The sequence below is a fragment of the Paeniglutamicibacter antarcticus genome (assembly GCF_039544305.1).
In the GTDB taxonomy this organism is placed as follows: Bacteria; Actinomycetota; Actinomycetes; order Actinomycetales; family Micrococcaceae; genus Paeniglutamicibacter; species Paeniglutamicibacter antarcticus_C.
The window spans coordinates 46,701-69,721 of sequence record NZ_BAABLK010000012.1 but is presented as its reverse complement, the minus strand read 5'-3'; the positions used below and the strand labels follow the sequence as shown (position 1 = coordinate 69,721).

General features: G+C 65.2%; 19 protein-coding genes and 1 tRNA gene. 7 read left to right on the top strand and 13 right to left on the bottom strand.

From position 1 onward, the window contains the following. Positions 1–259: 259 nt before the first annotated feature. Positions 260–1,039 carry a 3-hydroxyacyl-CoA dehydrogenase gene (locus ABEA12_RS03430; RefSeq protein ID WP_210102032.1) on the top strand — a complete coding sequence of 260 codons (780 nt, stop codon included), beginning with the start codon at positions 260–262 and terminating at the stop codon, positions 1,037–1,039. Positions 1,040–1,078: 39 nt separating this feature from the next. On the opposite strand, the gene ABEA12_RS03425 is transcribed toward ABEA12_RS03430, so the two are convergent. Further along, the gene (locus tag ABEA12_RS03425; protein ID WP_210102031.1) at positions 1,079–1,855 is read right to left on the bottom strand and encodes a DUF1684 domain-containing protein; all 777 of its coding nucleotides are present in this window, start codon (positions 1,853–1,855) and stop codon (positions 1,079–1,081) included. A gap of 95 nt (positions 1,856–1,950) precedes the next feature. Here ABEA12_RS03425 and ABEA12_RS03420 point away from each other — a divergent pair, with 95 nt between their 5' ends. After that, positions 1,951–2,256: a hypothetical protein gene (locus tag ABEA12_RS03420; protein WP_210102030.1), complete on the top strand. Its 306-nt coding sequence runs from the start codon at positions 1,951–1,953 to the stop codon at positions 2,254–2,256. 24 nt (positions 2,257–2,280) lie between these two features. Here the strand turns inward: ABEA12_RS03420 and ABEA12_RS03415 are convergent, their stop codons facing one another. From ABEA12_RS03415 to ABEA12_RS03395, 5 genes are all read right to left on the bottom strand, one after another. After that, positions 2,281–4,074 (bottom strand): hypothetical protein, encoded by a 1,794-nt coding sequence (locus ABEA12_RS03415; RefSeq protein ID WP_210102029.1) that lies wholly within the window; start codon positions 4,072–4,074, stop codon positions 2,281–2,283. A gap of 129 nt (positions 4,075–4,203) precedes the next feature. Beyond that, positions 4,204–5,277 (bottom strand): pseudouridine synthase, encoded by a 1,074-nt coding sequence (locus ABEA12_RS03410; RefSeq protein ID WP_345466409.1) that lies wholly within the window; start codon positions 5,275–5,277, stop codon positions 4,204–4,206. Positions 5,278–5,338: 61 nt separating this feature from the next. Then, a complete protein-coding gene (locus tag ABEA12_RS03405) occupies positions 5,339–6,172 on the bottom strand; it encodes a DNA-formamidopyrimidine glycosylase family protein (RefSeq protein WP_210102027.1) in 834 nt (277 codons plus the stop codon). Positions 6,173–6,285: 113 nt separating this feature from the next. Continuing rightward, a complete protein-coding gene (locus ABEA12_RS03400) occupies positions 6,286–11,148 on the bottom strand; it encodes an ATP-dependent helicase (protein WP_210102026.1) in 4,863 nt (1,620 codons plus the stop codon). Between the two features lie 62 nt (positions 11,149–11,210). Then, positions 11,211–11,669, bottom strand: coding sequence for a 23S rRNA (pseudouridine(1915)-N(3))-methyltransferase RlmH (locus ABEA12_RS03395; RefSeq protein WP_210102025.1), 459 nt, complete (start codon positions 11,667–11,669; stop codon positions 11,211–11,213). Between the two features lie 102 nt (positions 11,670–11,771). On the opposite strand from ABEA12_RS03395, the gene ABEA12_RS03390 reads away from it, so the two are divergent. Next, positions 11,772–12,476, top strand: a complete 705-nt coding sequence (locus tag ABEA12_RS03390) for a phosphatase PAP2 family protein (RefSeq protein WP_210102024.1) — start codon at positions 11,772–11,774, stop codon at positions 12,474–12,476. 52 nt (positions 12,477–12,528) lie between these two features. Beyond that, complete coding sequence (locus ABEA12_RS03385; protein WP_210102023.1) at positions 12,529–13,302, top strand: SDR family oxidoreductase; 774 nt, start codon at positions 12,529–12,531, stop codon at positions 13,300–13,302. Between the two features lie 60 nt (positions 13,303–13,362). Here ABEA12_RS03385 and ABEA12_RS03380 read toward each other — a convergent pair. Both ABEA12_RS03380 and tadA read right to left on the bottom strand, forming a co-directional pair. Then, positions 13,363–13,450, bottom strand: a tRNA-Ser gene (locus ABEA12_RS03380). Positions 13,451–13,531: 81 nt separating this feature from the next. Beyond that, positions 13,532–14,014: a tRNA adenosine(34) deaminase TadA gene (gene tadA / locus ABEA12_RS03375; RefSeq protein WP_210102022.1), complete on the bottom strand. Its 483-nt coding sequence runs from the start codon at positions 14,012–14,014 to the stop codon at positions 13,532–13,534. 119 nt (positions 14,015–14,133) lie between these two features. Between tadA and upp the strand changes: the two genes are divergently transcribed. Next, positions 14,134–14,772 (top strand): uracil phosphoribosyltransferase, encoded by a 639-nt coding sequence (upp, locus tag ABEA12_RS03370; RefSeq protein WP_210102021.1) that lies wholly within the window; start codon positions 14,134–14,136, stop codon positions 14,770–14,772. 102 nt (positions 14,773–14,874) lie between these two features. Here upp and ABEA12_RS03365 read toward each other — a convergent pair whose 3' ends face one another. Next, a complete protein-coding gene (locus ABEA12_RS03365) occupies positions 14,875–16,452 on the bottom strand; it encodes a sensor histidine kinase (RefSeq protein WP_210102020.1) in 1,578 nt (525 codons plus the stop codon). Further along, the gene (locus ABEA12_RS03360; protein ID WP_210102019.1) at positions 16,449–17,189 is read right to left on the bottom strand and encodes a response regulator transcription factor; all 741 of its coding nucleotides are present in this window, start codon (positions 17,187–17,189) and stop codon (positions 16,449–16,451) included. The genes ABEA12_RS03365 and ABEA12_RS03360 overlap by 4 nt, the downstream gene beginning before the upstream one ends. Before the next feature lie 585 nt (positions 17,190–17,774). On the opposite strand from ABEA12_RS03360, the gene ABEA12_RS03355 reads away from it, so the two are divergent. Together ABEA12_RS03355 and ABEA12_RS03350 are read left to right on the top strand one after the other, a co-directional pair. Continuing rightward, complete coding sequence (locus tag ABEA12_RS03355) at positions 17,775–18,572, top strand: winged helix-turn-helix domain-containing protein (protein WP_210102018.1); 798 nt, start codon at positions 17,775–17,777, stop codon at positions 18,570–18,572. An 88-nt stretch (positions 18,573–18,660) separates the two neighbouring features. Next, positions 18,661–19,182, top strand: coding sequence for a SixA phosphatase family protein (locus ABEA12_RS03350; RefSeq protein WP_210102017.1), 522 nt, complete (start codon positions 18,661–18,663; stop codon positions 19,180–19,182). A gap of 26 nt (positions 19,183–19,208) precedes the next feature. Here ABEA12_RS03350 and ABEA12_RS03345 read toward each other — a convergent pair whose 3' ends face one another. Genes ABEA12_RS03345 through ABEA12_RS03335 form a run of 3 tightly spaced genes read right to left on the bottom strand, consistent with a single transcriptional unit; the run spans position 19,209 to position 22,944 of the window. Next, positions 19,209–19,817, bottom strand: coding sequence for a TetR/AcrR family transcriptional regulator (locus tag ABEA12_RS03345; RefSeq protein ID WP_210102016.1), 609 nt, complete (start codon positions 19,815–19,817; stop codon positions 19,209–19,211). Then, positions 19,814–22,132, bottom strand: a complete 2,319-nt coding sequence (locus ABEA12_RS03340; protein ID WP_210102015.1) for a YhgE/Pip family protein — start codon at positions 22,130–22,132, stop codon at positions 19,814–19,816. The genes ABEA12_RS03345 and ABEA12_RS03340 overlap by 4 nt, the downstream gene beginning before the upstream one ends. After that, positions 22,129–22,944 (bottom strand): ABC transporter ATP-binding protein, encoded by an 816-nt coding sequence (locus ABEA12_RS03335; protein ID WP_210102014.1) that lies wholly within the window; start codon positions 22,942–22,944, stop codon positions 22,129–22,131. Before ABEA12_RS03335 ends, ABEA12_RS03340 begins: the two co-directional genes overlap by 4 nt. Between the last annotated feature and the right edge of the window lie 77 nt (positions 22,945–23,021).

Here is a 23,021-nt window from a genome sequence, read left to right as displayed (position 1 = left end):
CAATGTCAACCCATAACCCATCCCTCCAGCACACCAAGGTGCCCGGTCATGCGCCAGAGATTTCGCGTGCACTTCTCAAATGAGGCATGCGCCCCATTTCGCGCGCACTTTAGATGAGTCAACACGGACCCTTTTGTCTTCGGCCGTGCCAGTCTAGGCTGGAACGAGTTAGTGGCCACTAACCCAACAGGGTGAGGCCCGAACGGCCTCGCGGCCTCGGTCATCTGGTGGCAACAACACCGACGAAGGGAATCCCAGCATGCTCATCACGGACTCAGTCGCATTGGTCACCGGGGGAGCCTCGGGACTTGGCGCCGCAACCGCACGCATCCTCCATGACGCCGGCGCCCACGTGGTGCTCGTTGACCTCCCGTCCTCCACAGGCGATCAGGTGGCGGCAGCGATCGGTGAACGCGCGCGGTTCGTGGCAGGCGATGTCACCGATGAGGAACAAATCAAGGCGGCTATAGACGCGGCCAAGAAAATGGGCAGCCTGCGCATCGTGGTCAACTGCGCCGGGGTCGCCACTCCGGGGAAGGTGCTGGGACGCGAGGGTGTGCTGAAGCTGGAAACCTTTGAAAAGGTCATTGCCATCAACCTCACCGGAACCTTCAACGTGCTCCGCCTGGCTGCAGAGGCCATGGCGGAAACCGAACCGATCCTCGACCCGGGCACCGGAACTCCCGAACGCGGTGTCATCATCAACACCGCCTCCGTCGCGGCCTTCGACGGTCAGATCGGCCAACCGGCCTACGCCGCCTCCAAGGGAGCCGTGGCCGCCATGACGCTGCCGCTGGCACGAGAGCTGGCCCGCCACTACATCAGGGTTATGACCATCGCCCCGGGGATCTTCGAGACCCCGATGATGGCTTCGCTCTCCGCCGAGGCTCAGGCCTCGCTGGGCGCCCAGGTGCCGCACCCCTCGCGGCTGGGCAAGCCAAGCGAATATGCGGCCCTGGTCCAGCACATCCTTGCAAACCAAATGCTCAACGGGGAAACCATCCGCCTTGACGGTGCCATCCGCATGGGACCGAAGTAGCTTCCGCGGCAACATCCGCCATGTGCGTGAAGCCTCCGGCTACTGCGGTTGCAGCTCCCCGGCGCGCACCTGCACGTCGAGCCGGTTCCCTGGCACCGGGGCCGGACACACGGCATAGGGCGAGAACGCCATGGGAAAGTTCAGCGTGCGGTTGAAATCAATGGTGAGCGATCCCTCGGGATCCGGAGCCTGCACCGTGACGAAACGCCACCCCGCAGTCTGCACCCCGTTAGTCCCGTCGCGGAAGGCCACGCTCAGTGATCCGTCGGCGTTCTGGGATGCAGCCAGGGTCCGTGTGTTCCCGTCCAGCTCGAATTCGACCTCACCGACCAGCTCGGTGTGCAGCGTTGTGTCAGGCCGGAAGGTGTCGATCGGCACGACCTTCGGGACGGGAAAGGCCGTGTAGCGTCCCGGTACGACGAACGAGGGGTCGTAGTCGAAGACGGGCACGCCGAGGAAACCGGTCAGCCTCGGATGGGTGGCCTCGCGGGTTCGGATCATGTAGCGGCCCCCGCGCACGCCGAGCTCCACCAGGGTCTGGCCGTGCCGGACGAAATGCATCGATTCGCCCTCGTTCAGGGACTGGCTCAAGGTCCCGGATACCGGGTCGCCGTCGGGTGAGGTGAATCGGTCCGATGGCCCACAGGTGACTTTCGCGCCTTCGGCATTGGCGCTCCATTCGCCGGGCACCAGCTCCAGGCGACCGGGTTCGGCGTCCAGCCACTGGTAGCTGCTCAACGAGAGCCATCCGAACGGGACGGCGAGACCTTCGTCGCGCATGCGGCGCCACTGCGTGAATTCTGTTGCTGCACTCATAGCATCAGTCTGCCACTTTTGTCCGGCTCGGTGTCGCGGGGCCAGACAGGCAACGGGAGAGCTGCGCCATTCCGACACCCACTAGGCTTGTTTGCATGCCTTCGTATCGTGCGCAATTGAACATCCTGGGGCTTCGGCCGGGAAACGGCCCCGAAGCGGTAATGGACACCGCCGTGAATTCCTTGGCGGCCGGCCACCACGTTGACGCGAACCAACTCGATGTCATAGGCGGGGTCCCGCGCATCACCGTGCGGTACACGGTGGAAGACGAGGGAGGCCCGGATTCGCGCGCCATCGACTCGGCAGCGGCTATGCGCGCTGCCGTGGAGAACGTGGCAGTGACCGAGAAGTTGGTGGTCTTACGACGAACCGGGGGACGCTGGATCGTGCTGAGGCGCTAGCAAACGCACCGGGAACGGCCGGACCTAGGAAAAGTCGGTTGCCTTGCCGCGGGCTGCACGGTGCTCGGCATGGTGGATCTGGTATCGCCGGTTCTCGGTGGCCAGCAACACCACGAATGCCGCCATTCCGGCAAGGATAGCGATCCAAATGGAGTTGTTGGTGCCCACGGCGCGCGGTACCAACAGCCAGAACATGCCCCAGGCGAAACCGATCGCCAGGATGATGCGCCCGCGCTCAGTCATCGCCAAGGCGACCGATGCGTAGCCCACGACGGGCACCAAGACCGCGGCAACCCAGATATCGGCTCGCTCGGCGCCCCATGATTGAACCATGGCGCCGAACGTCGAGGCCAGCACGACAAAGCTGAAACCGGTCATGAGGCAGACGGGGGCGTCGGTGAGCAGGCGCTCGCGCCGGCTACGGGCCGTCTTGCGGTTCAGTGCCCGTACCGTGGCATACAACAAGAAGCAGCTCGCCCCGGCGAACACGCAGGCAGGCACGAGCCAGGAGTTCAATGCGCTGAGCATCCACAACGTGGAGGCCACGCAGGCAAGCGCGAAGGGAATCCCGACACCACGTTGGCGCACCGCCGAACGCTGCGAGGGAACCCACGAATAGGCCGCACCCAGCGCAGCCCACACAAAGATGACGGGCCAGAGAAGGTGCGCGGTGGGTGCGATGGAGAGCAACGAATAGTTCGAGCCCAGTGTTTCCACATTGCCCGAGGCCAAGGTGTCCAGATTGAGCATGGACACTACCGCCGCCATGAGGGCGGCGGCGCCGAGAATAATCCTGCGGCGCAGGTCAGCGGGCTCCTCCGCCGGGGCCGGGCCGAACTCCGGAACCGCATATGGTGCCACGTAAACCGGTTCGTAGGTTTCCTTCTGGTTCTCGAGTGCCGACTTGGCGCTGGCCACCAGGGCAGCCAGCTGTGCCGGATCCGTGCGCGGTTCCCGGGTGGGACGTGCCGAGACCACCGGTTCCGTGGCCGTGGGCTGTTCGGGGGCTTCACTTTTTTCCGGGGCCTCGGCGATCGCGCGGGCCCGTTCTGTTTCTGCGGACTTGGCGTGTGTGTGGGCGGCTTCAAGAACCTGGGCCTCCAGCCGGGCCTGATGGGCCAAGGCCCTGGCTTCGCGGTCCCCGGCCTCCCTGTGGGCTTCGACATGGGCGACCTCGATCAGGCGGCGCTGTTCCTTCAGCTCGGCGGTCTTGGCTCGTTCATTGCGTCTTTGCCGCCAGCTGGCCTTCATGCTGGACGGGGCGGCATAGATTTTGTCCCCCAGTTGTTCCAACTCCGGTTGGGGCAGGGAATCGAGCCAGTTGTTGATTCCGGAGAAGCCTCCGGCTACCGCATCCGGTTGGCCATCGGCAACGCTGTTGGCCGCGCTGGACTGGGAATCCGATAAATGGCGAAGAGGAGACACCTCCCGCCCATCGGAGGCGGGGGCATTGAACACCTCGTCCAGCGAACCGGGTGTTGGGCCCATGCGGCGCGGTGCGGGATTGGCGATGCGGTCCGAGACGTGGTCCCTGGCTTTATCCGGTTTGGAGGCAGCAGGCTTCGGGTCGGGCTCCACTGGCTTCGGGGCCGTCGGGTTCGGCCCGGACCCGATTGTTTTCGCGGGGGTATGGCCGGGGGAAGCTACAGGATTTGCCAAGCTCGGAGCGAGGATACCGGGGCTCTTCTCCGCGGCGGCATCGGTGGCCTTTGGCACATCACCCGTTGTTGCCTTTGCCGTCGGATCTTCCGGCGCCTCGGGGGCTGGATCCGTGGACTTTTTCGACGCGGCAGGGTTCCTGGTGTCGGGGTGGTTCATGGTCAGCTCCTTCATCGCCGCGCTGCCCGGGATGCACCTGCTTGCCGGGGTGCTTCCCAGCGTACCGAAGAACCTTGGTGCAATTTGTGCTTCCCACGCCCGGCGGCCGGCGTCCTGGTGGACGGATACTCAGGCAGGGGACTCTGAAAGCTCGAGTTCCGAGTCGTATCTCACTGGCCGGCCCGAGACTGGATCGATGAACGAAATGCTGCGGGCCAGCAGTTGAAGCGGGCGCGCATAGTCATCTGCGGCCAGATCCAGCAATGTGGGATAAAACGGGTCGTTAAGGATCCCGAGCCCCAAAGCGGCCAGGTGCACGCGCAACTGGTGGGTCTTGCCCGAGTGCGGACTAAGCCGGAACCTTGCCACCTGCATCCCGGCAAAGTACCCAGCCGAATGACCGGTGCCCAGCAGCTCGATGAGGGACTCGGCGTTGGGCTCTCCCTGCTCGATGAGCGAGCGCAGCTGGCCCTTGACCTTGCTCATCCGGTTGAGGTAAACCAACGGCTCGCTCCTGAGCCCCTCGATGCGTGAGTGGAGCCGTTCGGGACCGAGCAGGTGGTTTCCGGGCCCGGGCTGTCCGTCAATGGCGTTGCCGCTGCGCTCTTCGGCGCTTCCGCCCAGGCCATCGGTGCCCAGCACCTCGCCCGCAGGGCGGCCCACGGCAGGTTCCAGGGCGGAAACGGCCTCATAGGTCTTGGAGATCTCGCGGCGTTCGAACAGCGTCTGGTACGCGCCACGGGACTGTGGATTGGTGGAAAAGAGCAGGATCCCTGCGGTCGCCCGGTCCAACCGGTGCATCGGAATCAAGTCGGGATTGCCCACCCTGTTGCGCAGCCGCACCAACGCGGATTCCTGGATGAAGCGCCCGCCGGGGGTGGTGGGCAGGAAATGGGGCTTGTCGATGACCAGCAGGTTCTCATCGTGGTGCAGGATCGACTCGGTGAAGGGGATCGGTTCCTCGGCCGGCAGGTTCCTGTAGTACCAGATGAACTCGTGGGACCCCAAGGGCGTCTGTTCATCCACTGCGACCCCGTCGATGCCTACCACTTCGCCGTTTTGGAAGCGGCGAGCGATGCCTTGGGCATCGACGTGCCCAAAGCGGTGCAGCATGTACTCGCAGATTGTTGCCCATTGGCCGTTGGCGGGCACGCGCAGACGGGTTGCATTGACGCCGTTGCGCACGGGCAGGGGGGAGGTCATGGCCATGCACACCAGTCTTTCACGCGTGCATGGCACCAATGTCCCCGGTTCCGCTATGTCCCTAGCGGACCCCTCCGGCGGTGGGGATGTAGGAGCCTTGGCAGGATCCGCAGAAATACACGTCGCGCTCGGCAGCCCGCACGGAATCAGCCAACGATTCGATTTGCAGGGCCTCTCCGCAGCGCAGGCAGTCCTTGCCGGCGCGCCCATAAACCCAATACGGGTTGATTCCGTCCGCCCCGGTGGTCACCCGCCGGGCCCTGTCCTTGTTGGCGTTGAGCAGCCTGTGGGCAAGATCGACCACACGACCCACATCTTCGATCTCACCCACAGGGGTCCGCGGATGGATGCGCGAGATGAAGAGCAACTCGGACCTGTACACATTGCCCAACCCGGCGATCACCCGTTGGTCGAGCAAGGCCAGCCCGATGGGGCGCTCGGGTGCCGATTGAAGCCGGCGCACCGCTTCCGCCGGGTCCCAGGAATGGCCCAAGGGGTCCGGGCCCAGATGGCCGATGACCTCGACCTCGTCGGTGGTGCGAAGCACCTGCAGGAAACCGAGCTCGAAGCCCACGGCGGTGAACGCAGGGTTGCCCAGCACGGCGCGGGCCTTGAAGGCCGGGGACCGCCAGCGCTCGCCGGTGGCGTAGACGTCCCAGCGGCCTTCCATCAACAGGTGAGAGTGGATGCTCAGCGGTGGGGCGGAGACCCTGGCCGGGGGACGGGCGCGGATCAGCAAGTGCTTACCGCGGGACACCACGGACTCAACCATCCAGTCCACCAACGACAATGTCGCATGGGCCGGGACCCGGAAATCACTCACGCTCAGTGCACGGCCAGCCAGGGCCGCCTCCAGACGACGGGCCGCACGAAATACTGTGTCCCCTTCGGGCATCGCCAAAACCACCTATCTTCATAGACGGGTGCACCTGCCCTCAAGTATCAGGTGACCCTGATCACCCAGCTTAGCCGGTGTGGACGATCCACGGGTGGAATCGGCGTCAAATGCTAGCTTCTAAATCGAAGCCCACTAGGGGTCGAATAGAATCCTGCGCGATGAAGTGCCGCTCCCATGGGCGTCTCGTTGATGGGGTTCCCGTTGATCTTCTCAATGCCGAGCTTGGCGATGGAGGCCCGGCGGAGCACCGAAACCAGTTCGAGGGCGATCGCATCAAGCAAGGCAGGCTCGGACGCGGCAAGCCCCGGATCCCCGGCCGGGGACAGCGTGCCGAAACCCAGCACCGTCTTTCCTCCGCGTTCGACGTACAACGCCAGCGCCCCGTCCAACAGCACCACAAGGGCACCTGCCTTTCTCCCGGGGCGGTGCCCTCCGGCTGCTTCCGGCCAGGCAAGTGCCGCACCATAGGGGTTGGCCGGGTCGGTGGCGGCCAGCGCCAAGGCCACCGGAAGCTGGCCGTGGCCCGGTTCGCGGGCCAGGGCCCGCAACCTGTCGATGGTCGCGGAGGTGGAGAACTGGGCGGCGCCGAGGCGCTCCACGAAATAGCCGCGACGGGTGTGTCCGGCTTCCTCGAGCCGCCCAAGCACCCGGTACAGCTGGCCGAAGCCCCCGGGCACGGATTCCGCGGCAACGGAGCCGCGCGTCAGGACCCCATAGCGTTCCAAGAGGATCTCCGCGGAGGCGTGTGCACGGATGGTGGGATCGGAAAGAACGGCAGGCAAGGCGGACCAGCGCCCGGAGGCGCTCTCGGGCACAGAGCGCCTCCCGGAGATTTCGATGGACGGGTCCTCGCCCCCGGCACGCAGCATTGCCATGCGTCCGCGTCTCGCGGTGCGGGCCCGGGGCGCCTTGGCCGGTGCCCGGTGCGCGGTCTTACCGCCGGAGAGCAACTGGCGGATGGGGCCCAAGGTGTCCGGGGATGCTGCCCCGGACCAGAACAACTCCCACAGGGCCTCGCGCACCATCGATGTGGAGGGCTCGGAGTCGGACCCCGGGGCCCTGGCGACAAGCTGCGCCAGCTGCGGAATGAAGTAGGCACCCGAGGAACCCAGCAGTTCCAGCAGCCGCGCGGCCAGCTCGGGGCGCTGGGCCCCGTCGGGAAGCGGAAGGCTCAACGGCGCATCCTCGGCGGTGTGCAGGGAGATCCACCCGTCGGTCCCGGCCAGCGCCCCGGCACCGGCGACCAGCACCTCCCCGGCACTCATCAACTCATCGAGCATCCACGGTTGGTAGTCCCGTACCCGGGCCGGCAGAACATGGGACTCCAAGGCTGATGCCGGGACGGGCACGCCGGCCAGCTGCTCCACCACGGCGAGCACCCCGTCGATCCCACGCAGCCCTGCCCCGATGCCTTGCCACGAAGGCAGGAACCTCGCGAAGGTGTCCTGGTCCACGGGCTCGACCTCCGAGCGCAGCGCGGCCAGCGAACGCGACCGAATCATCCTCAACACCGATGCATCGCAGTATTCGGTGGAGCCGGCCGCCGGAGCTGGATCGAGCATTTCGACGGGCCGGAACGCCCCGACCATGACCCTGGAATCGGCAACCAAGCGCCCCAAAACCGAGGTAACAACCGCCACACCCAGGCCCAGGGCAGTGGCCATGTCGGCGGCGGTGAACGGTCCATGGGTTCGGGCGAAACGGGATACCAGGTCGCCAACAGGGTCGGCAACGGGTTCGATGAATGCCAAAGGGACCCCGTGCGGCAGCGGGACGCCCAGGGCGTCGCGCAGGCGCGGTGCGTCCTCGATCGCGGCGAACACGTCCCGTCCGCCCAAGCGCACCGCCAGGGCGCGGTTGGCCCTGAGGAGCGCCTGCAGGTGGGCATCGGCTGCCAACGCCGGATCGGCTTCGGGCTCATCCTCCAGCCGGGCGGCCACCTCCGCCACAGTGAGGGGCCCGAGCAGGCGCAGCAGGTCCGCGGTGCCTTCCACACCGGTAAGCCTGCGGTTCTTCGCGGTGCGCTGGAGTTCGTCCTGGGTCCGGGCAATTACCTTGGCGTCGAGCAGCTCGCGCAGCTCCGTGCGGCCCAGCAGCTCGTTGAGCAGTGCCGGGTCAAGGCTCAGAGCCGCTGCGCGGCGTTCGGCCAACGGCGAATCGCCCTCGTAGAGGAACTGGGCGACGTACCCAAAAAGCAGCGACTGGGCGAACGGCGACGGGGTCTTGGTCTGGACCTCCGCGATTGTGACGGCGCGCGAATCGATGCGCCCGAGCAGGTTCTTGAGTGCCGGAAGGTCATAGACGTCGTTCAGGCACTCACGCACGGTCTCCAGGATGATCGGGAAGTCCGGGTACTTCCGTGCCACATCGAGCAGCTGGGCACTGCGCTGACGTTGCTGCCACAGCGGGGACCGCTTGCCGGGATTGGTGCGCGGCAGCAGCAGCGCACGGGACGCGCATTCGCGGAAACGGGAGGCGAAGAGCGCGGAGTTGCCCACCTGCGCGGTGACCACGTCCTGGACCTCGTCGGGGTCGAAGAAGAAGAGCTCGGCCCCCGGGGGCTCATCGTCCATCGCCGGGACACGCAGCACGATCCCGTCGTCCGCGGCCATGGCGGAGCCGTCCAGGCCGTAGCGTTCATGCAGCCGTGCCCCGACGGCCAGCGCCCAGGGCGAGTGTATGGGAAGCCCGAAGGGCGAGTGCAGGATGACCCGCCAATCGCCGAGTTCGTCCACGAAGCGCTCGACAACCAGCGTCTTGTCGCTGGGGACCACCGTGGTGGCTTCGGCCTGCGCACCCACGTAGTTCAGCAGGTTTCCCGCGGCAAAGTCGTCGAGCCCGATCGAGGTGAGCTTCTCCAGCGAATGCGCAGCAGGCAGAATCGCCAGTTCGGAGGTGAAGACGCCCAGGGCCTCCCCGAGTTCCACCGGCCTGCCCTGGGCGTCGCCCTTCCAGAAGGGCAGCTTGCCCGGCTGGCCGAAGGCGGGGGAAACCAGCACCCTGTCATGGGTGATCTCCTCGATGCGCCAGCTGGTGGCCCCCAGGGCGAATACATCGGTGACGCGGGATTCGTAGACCATCTCCTCGTCGAGTTCGCCCACCCGCCGTCCGCCCTTGGCGCCGTCCTTGCCGCCCGTTGCCTCGGAGCCGATGAGGTACACCCCGAAGAGCCCGCGGTCGGGGATTGTTCCGCCGCTGACCACGGCCAGGCGCTGGGCTCCGGGCCGGCCGGTGAGCGTGCCGGCATCCCGGTCCCAGATGATGCGAGGACGCAGCTGGGCGAATTCATCCGAAGGGTATTTGCCCGCCAGCATTTCCAGGGTTGCGGTGTAAGCGGCACGCGGAAGTGCCGCGTAGGGAGCCGATCGCCGCACGATGTCGAACCAGCCCTCGACATCCAGGTCCTCCAAGGCGCAGGCGGCAAGGGTCTGTTGGGCCAGCACGTCCAGGGGGTTCGCCGGGATATGAAGCTTCTCGATCTTGCCTTCACGCATCCGCGAGACGGTCAGGGCGGTGGAAAGCAAGTCGGAGCGGTGCTTGGGAAAGAAAGCGCCAACGGAGGTCTCGCCGACCTGGTGGCCGGCACGTCCCACGCGTTGCAGGCCCGAGGCCACCGAGGGCGGGGACTCGACCTGGATCACCAGGTCCACTAACCCCATGTCGATACCCAGTTCCAGGGAGCTGGTCGCGACCACGGCGCGCAGCACACCGGTCTTCAGCCCGTCCTCGATATCCGCCCGGGTGTCCTTGGACACCGAGCCATGGTGCGCTCTCGCCAGCGGCGCCACGGCACCTTCCTCGCCGATGGGCATGGACGTGGAGGTGAGACCGGCCTGGGCCATCACTCCAGCAGGCAAGCCGGTGCCTGGTTGTGTCCGTGCCATCGGTGTCCCTGGCGTGGTCCTGGAGTCGGGCGCGGGGGACACGGAGGGTGCTTCGGCGTCGTGTGCGAGGAGACGGGATTCGTGGATTTCGTTCAGCCGCCCGGTCAGCCGCTCAGCCAAGCGGCGCGAATTCGCGAAGACGATGGTGGAGCGGTTCGCCTCGATCAAATCCACGATCTGCTCCTCGACGTGTGGCCAGATGCTGCCCTGCGGGGCCAGTCCTTCGCCCAGGTCGGGAACCCCGGGGGCGGCGGGCAGGTCGGTCATGTCTTGAACCGGTACCCGGACGCTGAGCTCCCAGGTCTTGGTGATGGGCGGGGCAATGATGGACACCGGGGCTTGGCCTCCCAGAAAACGTGCGACCTCCCCTCGGGGCTCCACAGTGGCGGAGAGCCCGATTCGCTGGGCCGGGGCGGCCAACAACGCATCGAGACGTTCAAGGGACAAAGCAAGGTGTGCGCCGCGCTTGGTGCCGGCCACCGCATGGACCTCGTCCAGGATCACGGTGTGCACCAAGGTGAGGGACTCGCGGGCCTTGGATGTGAGCATCAGGTAGAGCGACTCGGGAGTGGTGATGAGGATGTCCGGCGGGTGGGTCACCAGCTTGCGTCGTTCGTTGGCCGGGGTGTCTCCTGATCGCACACCGACGCTGACCTGTGGAACCGCGAGTCCCAGATGCGCAGCGATGGCCTTGATGCCCACCAGCGGGGCGCGCAGGTTGCGCTCCACGTCCACGCCAAGGGCCTTCAACGGGGAAATGTAGAGCACCTTGGTCCCGGCGGGCCTCGGGCCTGTTGACTTGGCGGGTTTGCCGCCCGGTGCGGGGGACAACGAAGATTCCAGGCCCGGGAGCGCTGGGTCCAGGATCTGCGTCGCGGTGCGGGCAAAGGTATCCAAGGCCCAGAGGAAGGCCGAGAGGGTCTTGCCGGAGCCGGTCGGTGCAATGACCAAGGCGTGCTTGCCGGTGGAGATGGCGTCCCATGCGCCGATCTGGGCCGGCGTCGGCGCGGCGAAGGCTCCCTCGAACCAGGCCCGCGTCGCGGGGGTGAACCGCTCAAGGACGTGGGCTGCATCAATAGTCGTTGCCATCGACCCCAGCCTAAACGCTGGATGGGTCAATTAGGTCGTCGTTTCACCGAGGGCAGGGGCGGCTATACGTGGTGGTACTTGCCGCCGGCGGTGATTTCCTGGGCCCGGTAGAGCTGCTCGGTAAGGATCAGGCGGACCAGCTGGTGCGGGAAGACCAGTTTTGACAGGCTCCAGGTGAAATCGGCACGGGCGTGGACGGACGCCTCGATGCCGTATGCACCGCCGATCACCACGGTGATGTTCCGCGAGGCGTCCAGGGGACGCTGCAGCGTCTTGGCCAGTGCGGGGGAATCGATGTTCTTCCCGCGCTCGTCAAGCAGGAGGAGGAAGTCCTTGGCGTCGACCTTGGCCAGGATCCGCGCGGATTCTTCGGTGCGTGCCAGATCCCCTTCGCGTGCCGAATGCGGAAGCAGCTGCCACTTGATGTCGAAGGGCTTCTTCATCCGCTTTTCATAACGTTCGATTCCCTCGCTCACCCAGGATTCGTGTTTCTTGCCCACGGCCAGCACGCGAATTGTCATGCCTCCATCTTCGCGCATGCTTCGGCGCCAACGTCACCGCACAACGGCAAGCCCGATCCGGCCTTGAGCGAATCAGTGGCTCCGGGCGATAAGCTTTGCTCCATGACTTCACCGCGCCGACCCGGCAAGAGCGGGCCCCGCACCGGTTCGATCCTCACTTTTTCACTGGCACTTTTATTGGGTCTGTTGGCCGTGGCACGCCGCCTCTGGGTTTCGGTTCGTGTCGGAGGGATGCCCGATGCCTTCGACATCCCGCTGCTGGAATGGATGGAAGCGCACCGCAGTGCAGCAGCAACGTACATTGCGTGGTTTTTCACCGTCGCCGGGGACACGACCGCCATGACCATCCTTGCCCTGTGTTTCATCGGACTGTTCTCATGGCGTACCCGAAGTCCGTGGCCCGGAGCGCTCATAGCAGTCACGGCCGCCGGTTCGGTGGCGCTGACGGTGGTCTTGAAAAGCACGCTGGGCAGGGCCCGGCCGCCGATTGACGACGCGCTTGGCACGGTTCCGGCCTCCTATTCGTTCCCAAGCGGTCACACACTTAATTCCGTGGCCATCCTGGGCATCGTCGGGTATATCGCGTTCCTTCTGTTGCGCAGCGTGCTCTGGCGCATCCTGGTGCTGTTTACCCTCGGGTCCTTCGTCCTTTCGGTGGGCTGGAGCCGCTTATACCTGGGGCACCACTGGCTCAGCGACGTACTGGGCGGGTTGTTGATCGGCGGAAGCTGGGTGGTGGTGGTGATCCTGCTGCACCACTTTGTGCTGCTGCGCAACCGGCGCAGGTTCAGCTGGCTTCGACTCTAGGGACGCCGGTTTTCCCTCGATTCGAGAAGACTTGGCGCGTAGGCTCAACTACATGAAAGTGATCGTTCTCGGCGGCAACGGAAACCTGGGCAGACGCGTCGTAGGCGTGCTGCGGGAAGCAGGCCACGAGGTGGTGGCGGCCAGCAAGACCACGGGGGTTGACGCGTACACGGGGCTCGGCTTGGCGCCGGTGCTGGAAGGCGCTGACGCGGTGGTCGACTGCCTGAACCTAGCCAGCCCCAACGCCGGTGCCTGCATTGATTTTTACGACACCACCGCACGGAACATCATCCGCGCCGCGGAGCAGGAACGTGTCAAGCACTTGGTCTGCGTCTCGATCATCAATGCCCGGAAACCGAAGATCAACAGGTTCATGGGCTACTACCGCGGCAAGGCTGCCCAAGAAGCCCGATACCAAAACGCGAGGGTGCCCTCCACGATCGTGTGCTCCACCCAATGGTTCGAGCTCGCCGAGACCATGCTGGGGCAAATGGGGTTTGGGCCTCTGTCGGTGGTTCCACGCATGAAAACCCAGCCGGTCGCCGCCGACGCGGTGGCTAGGCTGGTGGCCTCCACCGTCGAATCGGGAAAGAACGCACCGGCGGGAGTAGAGCTGGCCGGTCCCGAAGAACGAGACATGGCACAGCTCGCGCGCCTGGTCTCCAAGGACAACGCCGCTGCCGGCAACGCAGGACCGCGGGCCAGGGTTCTCGGGCTGCCGGTGCCGGGAGTGCTGGCCTTCAACGGCGGACTGATTCCTCTGGCCTCGGTGGTCCGGGATGCGATGACCTTCGAGCAATGGCTGGCCAACGGCCGGCGGGCCTGACGGGGCCTCGGTCAACGACTGAAGGGTTTGGATTCCCTAAGGAATCCAAACCCTTCATACTGGCGGTGACGGTGGGATTTGAACCCACGGTACGTTTCCGTACACAACATTTCGAGTGTTGCACCTTCGGCCGCTCGGACACGTCACCAGACCAGAACACTCTACCGGGAAATAGCCCCACAACAAAAACGGGGGATCCGGTGCCCCTGAGGGTGTGGTTCATTGCGTTCTAGGTGTGGCGGCGGGCGCGGAAGAAATCGGTGAGCAGTGCCGCGCATTCAGCTTCCTTGACCCCGGGGTAGACCTCGACCCAGTGGTTGAGCCGGGGTTCGCGCAGGATGTCGAACACCGAACCGACGGCACCAGCCTTCCCATCCCAGGCACCGAAGACGACCCGGGGGATCCGCGCGAGAACGATCGCCCCGGCGCACATGGCGCACGGTTCCAGGGTGACCACCAGCGTGCAGTCCTCCAGGCGCCAACTGTCTCCGCGTTCGGCGTCGCGCAGTGCACGGGCAGCACCACGGATCGCTACGAGCTCCGCGTGGGCGGTGGGATCGCCGTGGGCCTCGCGCTCGTTGCGGCCGGTGGCAAGCACCTTCGAATCGGGGCCGATGACCACCGCACCAATGGGGACGTCCCCTGTGGCAAGGGCGGCCCGGGCCTCGGCAAGAGCGATGTCCATGAGCGGGAGATGAGAAGAATCAATCATTGTGCACCCCATGCTAGTTTGCCCACCCCGGCCCGGAGACGGCTGCAATGGTGGGAATCACCCGGAGAGAGTCGGCGAAAGCCGGGAACAGAAGGCATTCGGCTGGTAGATTTTGGTGCATGCGCGTACAGGTAATCGACCACCCGTTGGTGGCCCATAAGGTATCGGTCCTCCGGGACAAGAGCACTCCGTCGCCGGTTTTCCGGCAGTTGACCGACGAGTTGGTGACCCTGCTGGCCTATGAGGCCACGCGTGAGGTCAAAACCGTCGAGATCCAGGTGGAGACGCCGGTGGCGATGACCAAGGGAATCGCGTTTGCCAAGCCGACCCCGCTGGTGGTTCCGATCCTCCGGGCCGGCCTGGGCATGCTCGAGGGAATGACCCGGCTGGTCCCCACCGCGGAGGTGGGATTCCTGGGCATGGCACGCAACGAGGAAACCCTCGACATCATCACCTACGCCGAACGCTTGCCCTCGGACCTGACCGGACGCCAGGTCTTCGTGCTCGATCCGATGCTCGCCACCGGCGGCACATTGATCGAATCGATCAAGTTCCTCTTTGACCGTGGAGCAGCCGATGTCACCTGCATCTGCCTCATTGCCGCACCGGAGGGCCTGGCCCGTTTGGAGCAGAGCTACGGCGGGAACGACAAGGTGCACCTGATCCTGGGAGCCCTTGACGAGAAGCTCGATGAGAACGCCTACATCGTTCCCGGACTCGGAGATGCCGGGGACCGCCTCTACGGGGTGGCCCACTAGGCAACCGGGGAAACCCTCACCATTGAGCGGCGTCCAGCAGGCATTCGGAATCCTTCCCGAAGCCTGGTAGGCGCCGCTTCCTTGTGCGCTCTCGTGGGGGCCTCAGCCGTTCGTTGGCCTCGGTCCGGATGCGGGCTTGGCTGCAGCGGGCAGCGGCAGGCGCACCTCGAAGACGGTGTTCCCCGGGGCGGAAGAAACCTCGATGCTGCCCCCGTGCGATTCGACGATGGCCTTGGCGATCGGCAGCCCCAGCCCGGTGGTCCCATCGGCGCCCGATCGGGCGGCATCGGCACGGGTGAAGCGCTTGAACACCTGGGGCAGGAAATCCGCGGCGATGCCTTCGCCGTTGTCGGCCACGCGCAGCATCGCCTTGCTGGCGGTGGCATCGCGCTCAACGCTGACGGTGACGGTGCTTCCCGCCGAGGTATGCTTTCGGGCATTTGCCAACAGGTTGGTGATGACCCGGCGAAGGGCGGCGGCATCACCGGATACGACCAGCCCGTCATCGGGGACCGTCGGGATCCAATGGTGGGACGAGGCCGTGATGGCGAAGTCCTCGGTGATCTCCGCTGCCAGCTTTCCCAGGTCGACCGGAACCTTCTTGATTTGGTGTTTCTCATCCAGCCGCGCCAGCAGCAGCAGGTTTTCCACCAGGGAGCTCATCCGGGTGCTCTGTTCGAGCACGCGGTTCAGCGAACGCTGCCCGTCGTCGGAGAAATGCTCCGTGGCGCTGATCAGTTCCGTGTAACCGCGGATGGCCGAGAGCGGGGTGCGCAGCTCATGGGACGCATCGGCCACGAACTGGCGCATTTGCGCCTCGGAGGCCTCGCGTACGGCGAAGGCGGTGCCGACATTGTCCAGCAACGCATTCAACGCTCGCCCCACTTCCCCTGATTCGGTGCCCGGAACCGAGTCTTCGGGAGTTACGCGCGCCTCCAGCGCTGCGGTGCCCGACTCAAGTTCGGCGGTGGCCACTGAGGATGCCACAGCGGAGACGCGCTGCAAAGGAGCCAAGGACCGGCGAATGATCAGCGATCCGATCAGCCCGATGCCGATCAGCCCGGCCAGCGAGATGGTCAGGGTCAGGACTCCCAGCGCTGCCAGGGTCCGTTCGTTGGGTTCCAGCGGCAACCCCGTGACCAGGGTTCCATGGGACCCGGGGTCCTTCTGGGCAGAGAGCAGGTAGTCCCCGATGCTCAGGTGCTTGATGACCGGGGGAGCATCCAGGGACAACGAGGACAGCGGCAACACATCGGCTTCGGTGATCTCCTTGCGCTCGCCGGTCTTGGGGTCGAGCACCGCCCCGAAAATCAGGAAGCCGGGGACGATCCTGGCGTTGAGCGTGCCCGAGGCCTGGCCGGGGGCAAAAAGCGGGCCGGATGAGGCGTCGGGGCCGTTTTGTGCCGAATAGGTTGCCGCGCGTTCCGAGGCGAATCTCAACTGCTCGTGTAGCTGGGTGGCCAGGGACTGGCGCATGCCGGTGTTTAGCAGCAGCCCGATGAGCGTGCAGATCAGTGCCAAGGAGCCGATGAGCGCCAGCAGCAGCTTGCGCTGCAGGGTGAGCCTGCCGATCCATTGGCCCAGGCGCAGGTGAAAGGGAACCTGCAACGGCTTTGCCGGTGGGCCAGGACTCGGTTCCACTTCGCCGTTCTCCGGCACAAGGGGTGCTCGTTGGCTCATGAGGCGGGCTTGAGCATGTATCCGGCTCCTCGCACCGTGTGGATCATCGCTGGCCCGTCAGCTTCGATCTTTTTGCGCAGGTAGGAAATGTAGAGTTCGACAATATTGGCCTGTCCACCGAAATCGTAGTGCCAGACGTTGTCCAGGATCTGGGATTTGGAGACAACCCGACGGGCATTGACCATCAGGTAGGAGAGCAGGTCGAACTCGGTGGCGGTGAGATTGATGGGCTCGCCGGCCCGGGTGACGTCGTGGGAGTCGCTGTTCAGGACCAGGTCGCCCACCACCAGTTCCGCGCCGTCCGCGGCGGTGGCCCCGGACCGTTCCACAAGCTTGTGCAGGCGTAGCAGGACTTCCTCGAGGCTGAATGGCTTGGCGACATAGTCGTCGGCGCCGATGCCGAGTCCTTCGATACGGTCCTCCACTGCGTCCTTGGCGGTCAGGAACAGCACCGGGACCTCGGGAAGGAAGGTGCGTACCTTGCGCAGCACCTCCGGGCCCTCGAAACCGGGCAGCATCCAGTCGAGCACCAGAACATCCGGTGCGGATTTGCGGCAGGCTTCGACCGCGGAGGGGCCGTCGTAGGCGACCGTTGCCTCCCACCCCAACATGCGGGTGCCCATGGAAACGAGCTCGGCGAGCGAGGGTTCGTCGTCGACAACAAGCACCCGGATGGCTGTTCCGTCCGGGTGGGTCAGGCGGGGCAACTGCGTGGGAGAAAAGCGTGGGCTGGGCATGTTCTTAACTTTCCCTCCTGGGTGTAGGCCGGTCCTGTGGCACGGCTGTGTGCAGGCTGTGAGACCCGCTGGTTCAAGCCTAGGGCCTGAGAGCAATAGGGGGAGGAGCGCGGTGGGCCAACGCAGGGTGGGGTCGTTGCTTGGATCCGGATGCGGGTGTAAGTCCCGCGGCTTGAGCACCGATGGCATTGGGTATTGATCACATTGTCACTTCTTGAAGAGATGACTACGCATACCGCATTGCGTGGAATCGGTACAGCGTACATCTGTGCAATGTGATGCTAATCACGTTAAGCGTCTGCTGTGTCACATCGTGGACTGCATCGAGGTTTGTTACTTGCGGGTTCCTAATATTACGAGGAAACTAGAGATTGTGAATAGCGCATCAGCAACACCCAAGGGCCTTTATCAAGGCATGGCGATGGACCATCGCCGGAGTTGTTGTCGAATGCCCAGCTGAGTGTCGGATCCTTCCAACGCTCAGTGACACTCGCATCGCACCCGCCCCTCGCACCGGCGATCAGGCGAGGCAATCAAGCATTCGCGCCATTCCGTGGCATTCACACGAGTTAGAGGTAAAGAAGCATGTCGGTAACGTCCGGATACGTCCATGTCTCAATCCGCAACGCCCAGTCACGCGCCGCTGCAGCGCAGCGCAACACTGCCCCAGGCGGCTACGCCCCGGCAGGCTATCGCCAGCTCCATGCGGTGTCTGCCACCCATGAGACTCGGCCGATGACGGCTCCGACCCCTGTTGTGACACCCAACGGAACCCCCGGCCCTCAGCCGGTTGCCGGTGACACCACGGCACGCGGGTTCGTGCTCTACGTAGGCCTCGACGAGTCGGTGGCCCAAGCCCAGGGAACCACGCTGGGCAAGCTGGCCACCCAGGTTCGCGCGTTTCTCGCAACGCTGTCCCCGGATGCGCAGACCCACGCGGCCGTCGCACTTGCCCCGTCCAGCGCCCAGGGCGAAAACATCGATGTCGTGCGCCAGGCGCTGGGGGATCCCACCGTCAACCGACGCCCACGGGTCGATGCCCGCCCAGCAGTTCCGCGCCCCTCGGGCGTGCTGATCGATTTGTCTCGCCGTGAAGTGCACCTTGACGGGGAGACGCTGAACCTTACGTTCAAGGAATTCGAACTGCTGAACTACCTGGTGGAGAACGGCACCCGCACAGTGGGGCGCGACGAGCTGCTCACCAACCTGTGGCGCAACGCCGAAGAGGTCCCGAACGAGCGCACCATCGACGTGCACATCCGTCGCCTGCGTTCCAAGCTGGGCCGACTGGCCAACACCGTGCGCACCGTGCGCGGACAGGGTTACCGTTTCTACGAGCACCCCGAGGTCGTCGTCTGGGCAGCCCCGGAATACACGATCTAGTCTGATTCCCTTCTTCCCTGTGGGCCCGGCATCCGTGGATGCCGGGCCCACAGGTGCTTAAGCCCAGGCGGGCCCTAAACTTGTGTGCATGAGTGAACACCACCTGAAGCGACTCGTATTGCTGCGCCACGCCAAGAGCGACTACCCGTTGGGTGTATCGGACCATGACCGGCCGCTGGGCGCCCGAGGAAACAGGGAAGCCCCTGCTGCGGGGGCATGGTTGCGCGAGAACCAAATGGTCCCCGACTACATAGTGCTCTCCGACGCCCAGCGCACCCGGGCCACCTGTGCCTGGGTCATCAGCGAACTGGGCGAAAAGGCACCGACGCCCTACCTGGATTCGCGGATCTATGGTGCCTCAATCACCGCGCTGTGCTCCATCATCAACGAAACCCCCGAGACCGTCACGACCCTGCTGGTCATCGGGCACCAGCCGGTGCTGCAGGAACTGGCCATGTCCCTGGCCTCGGTGGACTCCGACGAAGAGGCAGTCTACGAGCTGGCCATGGACTACCCGACGCTGGGACTGACGGTGTTGCAGACCGACAAGGACTGGGCCGAGATCGACGGCCGCGATATGCGCGTGACCAACTTCGAGGTTCCCCGCTGATCAGTTGCCGGGCAAGGACCGGCGGTTCAGCGCAGAGGTGCGGTGAAGGCCATGACCGCCTGCACGCAGCTTTCAACGCTGCGTTCGGGATGGAAGACCAGGCGGTCGCGTCCCAGGATCAGTGAGGCACCAAAAATCGCCGTGGCCAGCGTATCCAGGTCCACCGCCGGTTCGCTGGGTGTAGGGTCCCCAGCCGCGGCGATCCTGGCCAGCGAATGGCGCACCAAGGCAATCACCTCGTGGCGCATGGTGGCCAGCAGAGATGCCCATTCACTGTCCGTCTGCCACTGCTCGGAGATCCACAGCTGGGCAAACGAGGGGTACTCGGCGATGAACTCCAGCGCATCGACCACCATCAATCGCAGGCCGTTTTCCGGGTCGGGATCTTGGGTTCCCTTTTCGAAACGCTCGAGCAGGATCGCCATGCCGTAGTTCAGTAGTTCCCCGATCAGCTCGGACTTGGAACCGAAGTTGTAGTAGACCGTTCCCTTGGAGACCCCGGCAGCCTTGGCGATCTCGTCGACGCTGACCGCATGGTGGCCGCGCGAGCCGATGAGCTCCATGGAGGCCGCGAAGAGACGGTGTTTAGAGTCGGTCGCCCGTACCCGGGCACGTGGGGTGCTGGACTCGCTCATGCGCTCAGCTCCGGATGCAGTGTCTTCAGCGTCCAGGTCTTGTGCAGGCGTACGGCCACCGTGCTGGCGAGAAGTCCCAGGATCGTGTAGCCGATGAGGCCGGCAACGATGGGCCCGAGCACGCTGAGGTCGGCACCGTACATCAGGTGGCGCAAGCCGGTGACGACGTGTCCCATGGGGAGCCAGCGGTGTGCCACGTGCAGGACCTCCGGTGTGGTTTCCCAGGGGAAGGTACCGCCGGAGGAGACCAGCTGCAGCACCATGAGAACCAGCACGACCATCTTGCCGGGAGTGCCGGCCAAGGCACAGATGCCCTGGATCATGGCGGTGAACGCCATCGAAGCCAGCAGGAACAATCCCCATGTCAACCACGGGTGGGCAGTGCTTAGGCCAAGCCAGAACAGGACAACACCGTAGAGGATCGAGGCCTGGACGATGGAGATCCCCAGGAACGGCAGCCAGCCTCCGATGGCGATCTTCCAGTTCGCGGCGTTGGAGGCCAGCGCGCGCTTGGTGATGGGCCGCATGATCTGCACCAGCATGAAGGCGCCGATCCAGATGGCCAGGGTCATGAAGAACGGTGCCAGGCCCTCGCCGTACACGCTGGCCTTGGCCTGGTCGGTCCGGGTGATGTCGACGGGGTCGCCGATGACCGAGGAGATCTGGTCGCGGGTGGAGGCATTGGGGTTGGGGACTTCATCCGTTCCGTCGGCCAGCTTGGTGGAAAGCTCCCCGGCACCGTCCTGGAGCTCGGTGGCCCCCGAACCCAGGTCGCCGACGCCCGCGCCCAGGTCCTTCACCCCGGAGACCAAGGATCCTGTTCCGTCGTGAAGGGTGTTGGCTCCGGCCGAAAGGGTGCCCGCCCCGGAATTGAGCTTCTTTGCGCCGGCCAGGGCATCTTGCTCGCCAGAAGCCAGGGTGTTGGCGCCGCCGGCCAGCGTCTTGGCTCCGCCGTTGAGCTTGTTCGCTCCGGAGGCCGCAGAGGAGATGCCGTCTTTCAGCGCCGGCATGGCGCCGGCAAGCTGGCGGGTGCCGTCCGAGAGCGTCGAGAGGCCGCCGGAAAGTTCCTTGGCGCCGTCCGCCACCTGGGCCGAGCCGTCGGCGAGCGCGGAAATCTGCGACTGCGCGGTGGCCAGCTGCGCCTTGGTCTCCTTGACCTGTGAAGCGACACCGGAAGATGCGGCCGCGTCCTTGACGTCCTTGCGGATGGCGTCTGCTTCGGAATCGGTGAGGATCTTGGCCTTGACCAAGGCGTCAAGTCGGGAGTCCAAGGCATCCGCGGCGGAATCGATGCGCTTGTGGCCATCTTTTTCCAGTGCGGTGAGGGTTTCGGCAGCCTGGCTGACCTTGTCGTCCAGTGCCTTGTTGCCCGCCGCGACCTCAGCGGCGCCGGAGGAGAGCTTCTTGGAGGCATCGGCGGCCTTTTGCGCACCGCTGTCGAGCTGCTTGGTCTTTGCCGGCAGGGCGGCGGTCTTGGACTTGAGCTCGTCCAGCCCGGCGCTGAGGTCCTTGGCACCCCCGGCCAGCGTGCCCGCACCGCCGGCGAGCTTGTCGGCGCCGGCGGCCAGCTTCTTCTGGCCATCCACCAAGGTGCCGGTTCCCTCGTGCAGGGTTCCGGCACCGGCGCTGAGGTCGCCGGCTCCGGTGTTGAGCTTGGTGCTGCCGTCCTTGAGCGTGTTTACTCCGTCGCCCAGGGTGGTGACGCCGTCGGATAGCTTCACGGTTCCGGTATGCAATTCACCGGCGCCGTCGGCTGCCTTGGCCATGTTGGTATGGATCTGCGAGAACCCGGTCAGCAGTGCGTCGGCCGTCTGGGTGCCAACCTCCTTTGCCACGGTGTTGTGCACCTGGCCAGCGAGCTTGTCGGCGAAGGTGCCGACCATGTAGTTGTTGGCGTCGTTGGTGGTGATCTTCAGGATCGCCTGCTTGGCTTTCTCGAAATCGCCCGGGGAAGCGAGGTTCTTGGAGAAGTCCTTGGGGATGGTCATGGAGAACGCATAGTCTCCGCTGGCAACCCCGGCGCTGGCTTCGGCATCCGAGGTGAGAACGGACCAGCCGAACGTGCCGTCCTCGAGCAGTTCCTTGGTCACGTCGTCGCCGACCCGCAGTTCCGTGCCGTCCTTGGACGAGCCTTCGTCGAGGTTCACGATGGCTGCCTTGACGTTGTTCAGGTGGGCGTAGGGATCCCAGTTGGCGTAGAGGTACAGGGAGCCGTAGAGCAGTGGGACCATGCACAAGGCGATGATGGCCAGCCGTGGCAGGCGCCCGGAGGTCATGCGCTTGAGTTCGGAGAGGGCGAGGCGCAACGTGGTCATGAAAGTTCCTTCGGTGCGTTAAGAGGCGTGGCGGGTTCCGCCGGCCCGGTGGCGGGCGTCGGTTCGATGCTGCGCTCCTGGAGTCTTGAGTCGGGTGCGGGTTCCCCTGCTGCCTCCGGCGTTGCCTCGGGTGCCTCTGCCGTTGTCTCGAGGTCGATTGCCGGGGGAAGGGCTGCGGCCACGGCAAGCTTCTGCTGCACCTGGCCCGCGTAGGCGGTGGGACCGGTCCAGTTCTCCGGGATGCGTTGGACCACGGCCACCACGGCCGGGGCGCGGCGTCCGGTGGCCACTGAGTCCAGGTACCAGAACCATTGGTCCTCGGGGATGCCGTGGCGGTCGGGGGAGTCGAAGACCAGTAGCTCGATGCCGCGGTCCTCAAGAGCCAGGTGGGTAAGCAACGTGAGACGCTGGATCGGTTCGATGGCGTCGAGCCATTCATTGGCCAGGTCGTCCATGCGGTGCTTTTTCATCCAGGCGTCGATGCCGCTGCGTCGCCAGATCGGCCCCGGCTGCAGTGCAAGGTCCTCTGCCACCAGGTCGCGGACCTTCAGGTGCGCCTCGGGTTCGTTGATTTCCGGGGAGTCGACCAGTGCGCTGATCAGCCTCACCGAACGGGTCGCGGGGATTCCCGACCAGCTCACCGTGCCCCTGCCCGGGACCATGCGCGCGCTGAGCGCCAGGGACAGCGCAGTGCGGGTGGGTTGGGGTTCGGCCTGGACCAGCAGGAGTTCGCCGCGCGCGACGGCGAGGCTTGTTGGTTCCAACAGAGGCAGGTGGCGTCCGGCAATAGCCAGGTTATCGGCGATGAGCACACATTGATTCTAAATCATACTGACCAGTCAGTGCAAATAGTGCGATCATCGGATCGGACACGTGAATGACTCCGGCT

Excerpts from the sequence above, each read along its gene's own strand:
- ABEA12_RS03430 (WP_210102032.1), top strand. The coding sequence starts at position 260 with ATGCTCATCACGGACTCAGTCGCATTGGTCACCGGGGGAGCCTCGGGA.
- ABEA12_RS03425 (WP_210102031.1), bottom strand. The coding sequence starts at position 1,855 with ATGAGTGCAGCAACAGAATTCACGCAGTGGCGCCGCATGCGCGACGAA.
- ABEA12_RS03420 (WP_210102030.1), top strand. The coding sequence starts at position 1,951 with ATGCCTTCGTATCGTGCGCAATTGAACATCCTGGGGCTTCGGCCGGGA.
- ABEA12_RS03415 (WP_210102029.1), bottom strand. The coding sequence starts at position 4,074 with ATGAACCACCCCGACACCAGGAACCCTGCCGCGTCGAAAAAGTCCACG.
- ABEA12_RS03410 (WP_345466409.1), bottom strand. The coding sequence starts at position 5,277 with ATGACCTCCCCCCTGCCCGTGCGCAACGGCGTCAATGCAACCCGTCTG.
- ABEA12_RS03405 (WP_210102027.1), bottom strand. The coding sequence starts at position 6,172 with ATGCCCGAAGGGGACACAGTATTTCGTGCGGCCCGTCGTCTGGAGGCG.
- ABEA12_RS03400 (WP_210102026.1), bottom strand. The coding sequence starts at position 11,148 with ATGGCAACGACTATTGATGCAGCCCACGTCCTTGAGCGGTTCACCCCC.
- ABEA12_RS03395 (WP_210102025.1), bottom strand. The coding sequence starts at position 11,669 with ATGACAATTCGCGTGCTGGCCGTGGGCAAGAAACACGAATCCTGGGTG.
- ABEA12_RS03390 (WP_210102024.1), top strand. The coding sequence starts at position 11,772 with ATGACTTCACCGCGCCGACCCGGCAAGAGCGGGCCCCGCACCGGTTCG.
- ABEA12_RS03385 (WP_210102023.1), top strand. The coding sequence starts at position 12,529 with ATGAAAGTGATCGTTCTCGGCGGCAACGGAAACCTGGGCAGACGCGTC.
- tadA (WP_210102022.1), bottom strand. The coding sequence starts at position 14,014 with ATGATTGATTCTTCTCATCTCCCGCTCATGGACATCGCTCTTGCCGAG.
- upp (WP_210102021.1), top strand. The coding sequence starts at position 14,134 with ATGCGCGTACAGGTAATCGACCACCCGTTGGTGGCCCATAAGGTATCG.
- ABEA12_RS03365 (WP_210102020.1), bottom strand. The coding sequence starts at position 16,452 with ATGAGCCAACGAGCACCCCTTGTGCCGGAGAACGGCGAAGTGGAACCG.
- ABEA12_RS03360 (WP_210102019.1), bottom strand. The coding sequence starts at position 17,189 with ATGCCCAGCCCACGCTTTTCTCCCACGCAGTTGCCCCGCCTGACCCAC.
- ABEA12_RS03355 (WP_210102018.1), top strand. The coding sequence starts at position 17,775 with ATGTCGGTAACGTCCGGATACGTCCATGTCTCAATCCGCAACGCCCAG.
- ABEA12_RS03350 (WP_210102017.1), top strand. The coding sequence starts at position 18,661 with ATGAGTGAACACCACCTGAAGCGACTCGTATTGCTGCGCCACGCCAAG.
- ABEA12_RS03345 (WP_210102016.1), bottom strand. The coding sequence starts at position 19,817 with ATGAGCGAGTCCAGCACCCCACGTGCCCGGGTACGGGCGACCGACTCT.
- ABEA12_RS03340 (WP_210102015.1), bottom strand. The coding sequence starts at position 22,132 with ATGACCACGTTGCGCCTCGCCCTCTCCGAACTCAAGCGCATGACCTCC.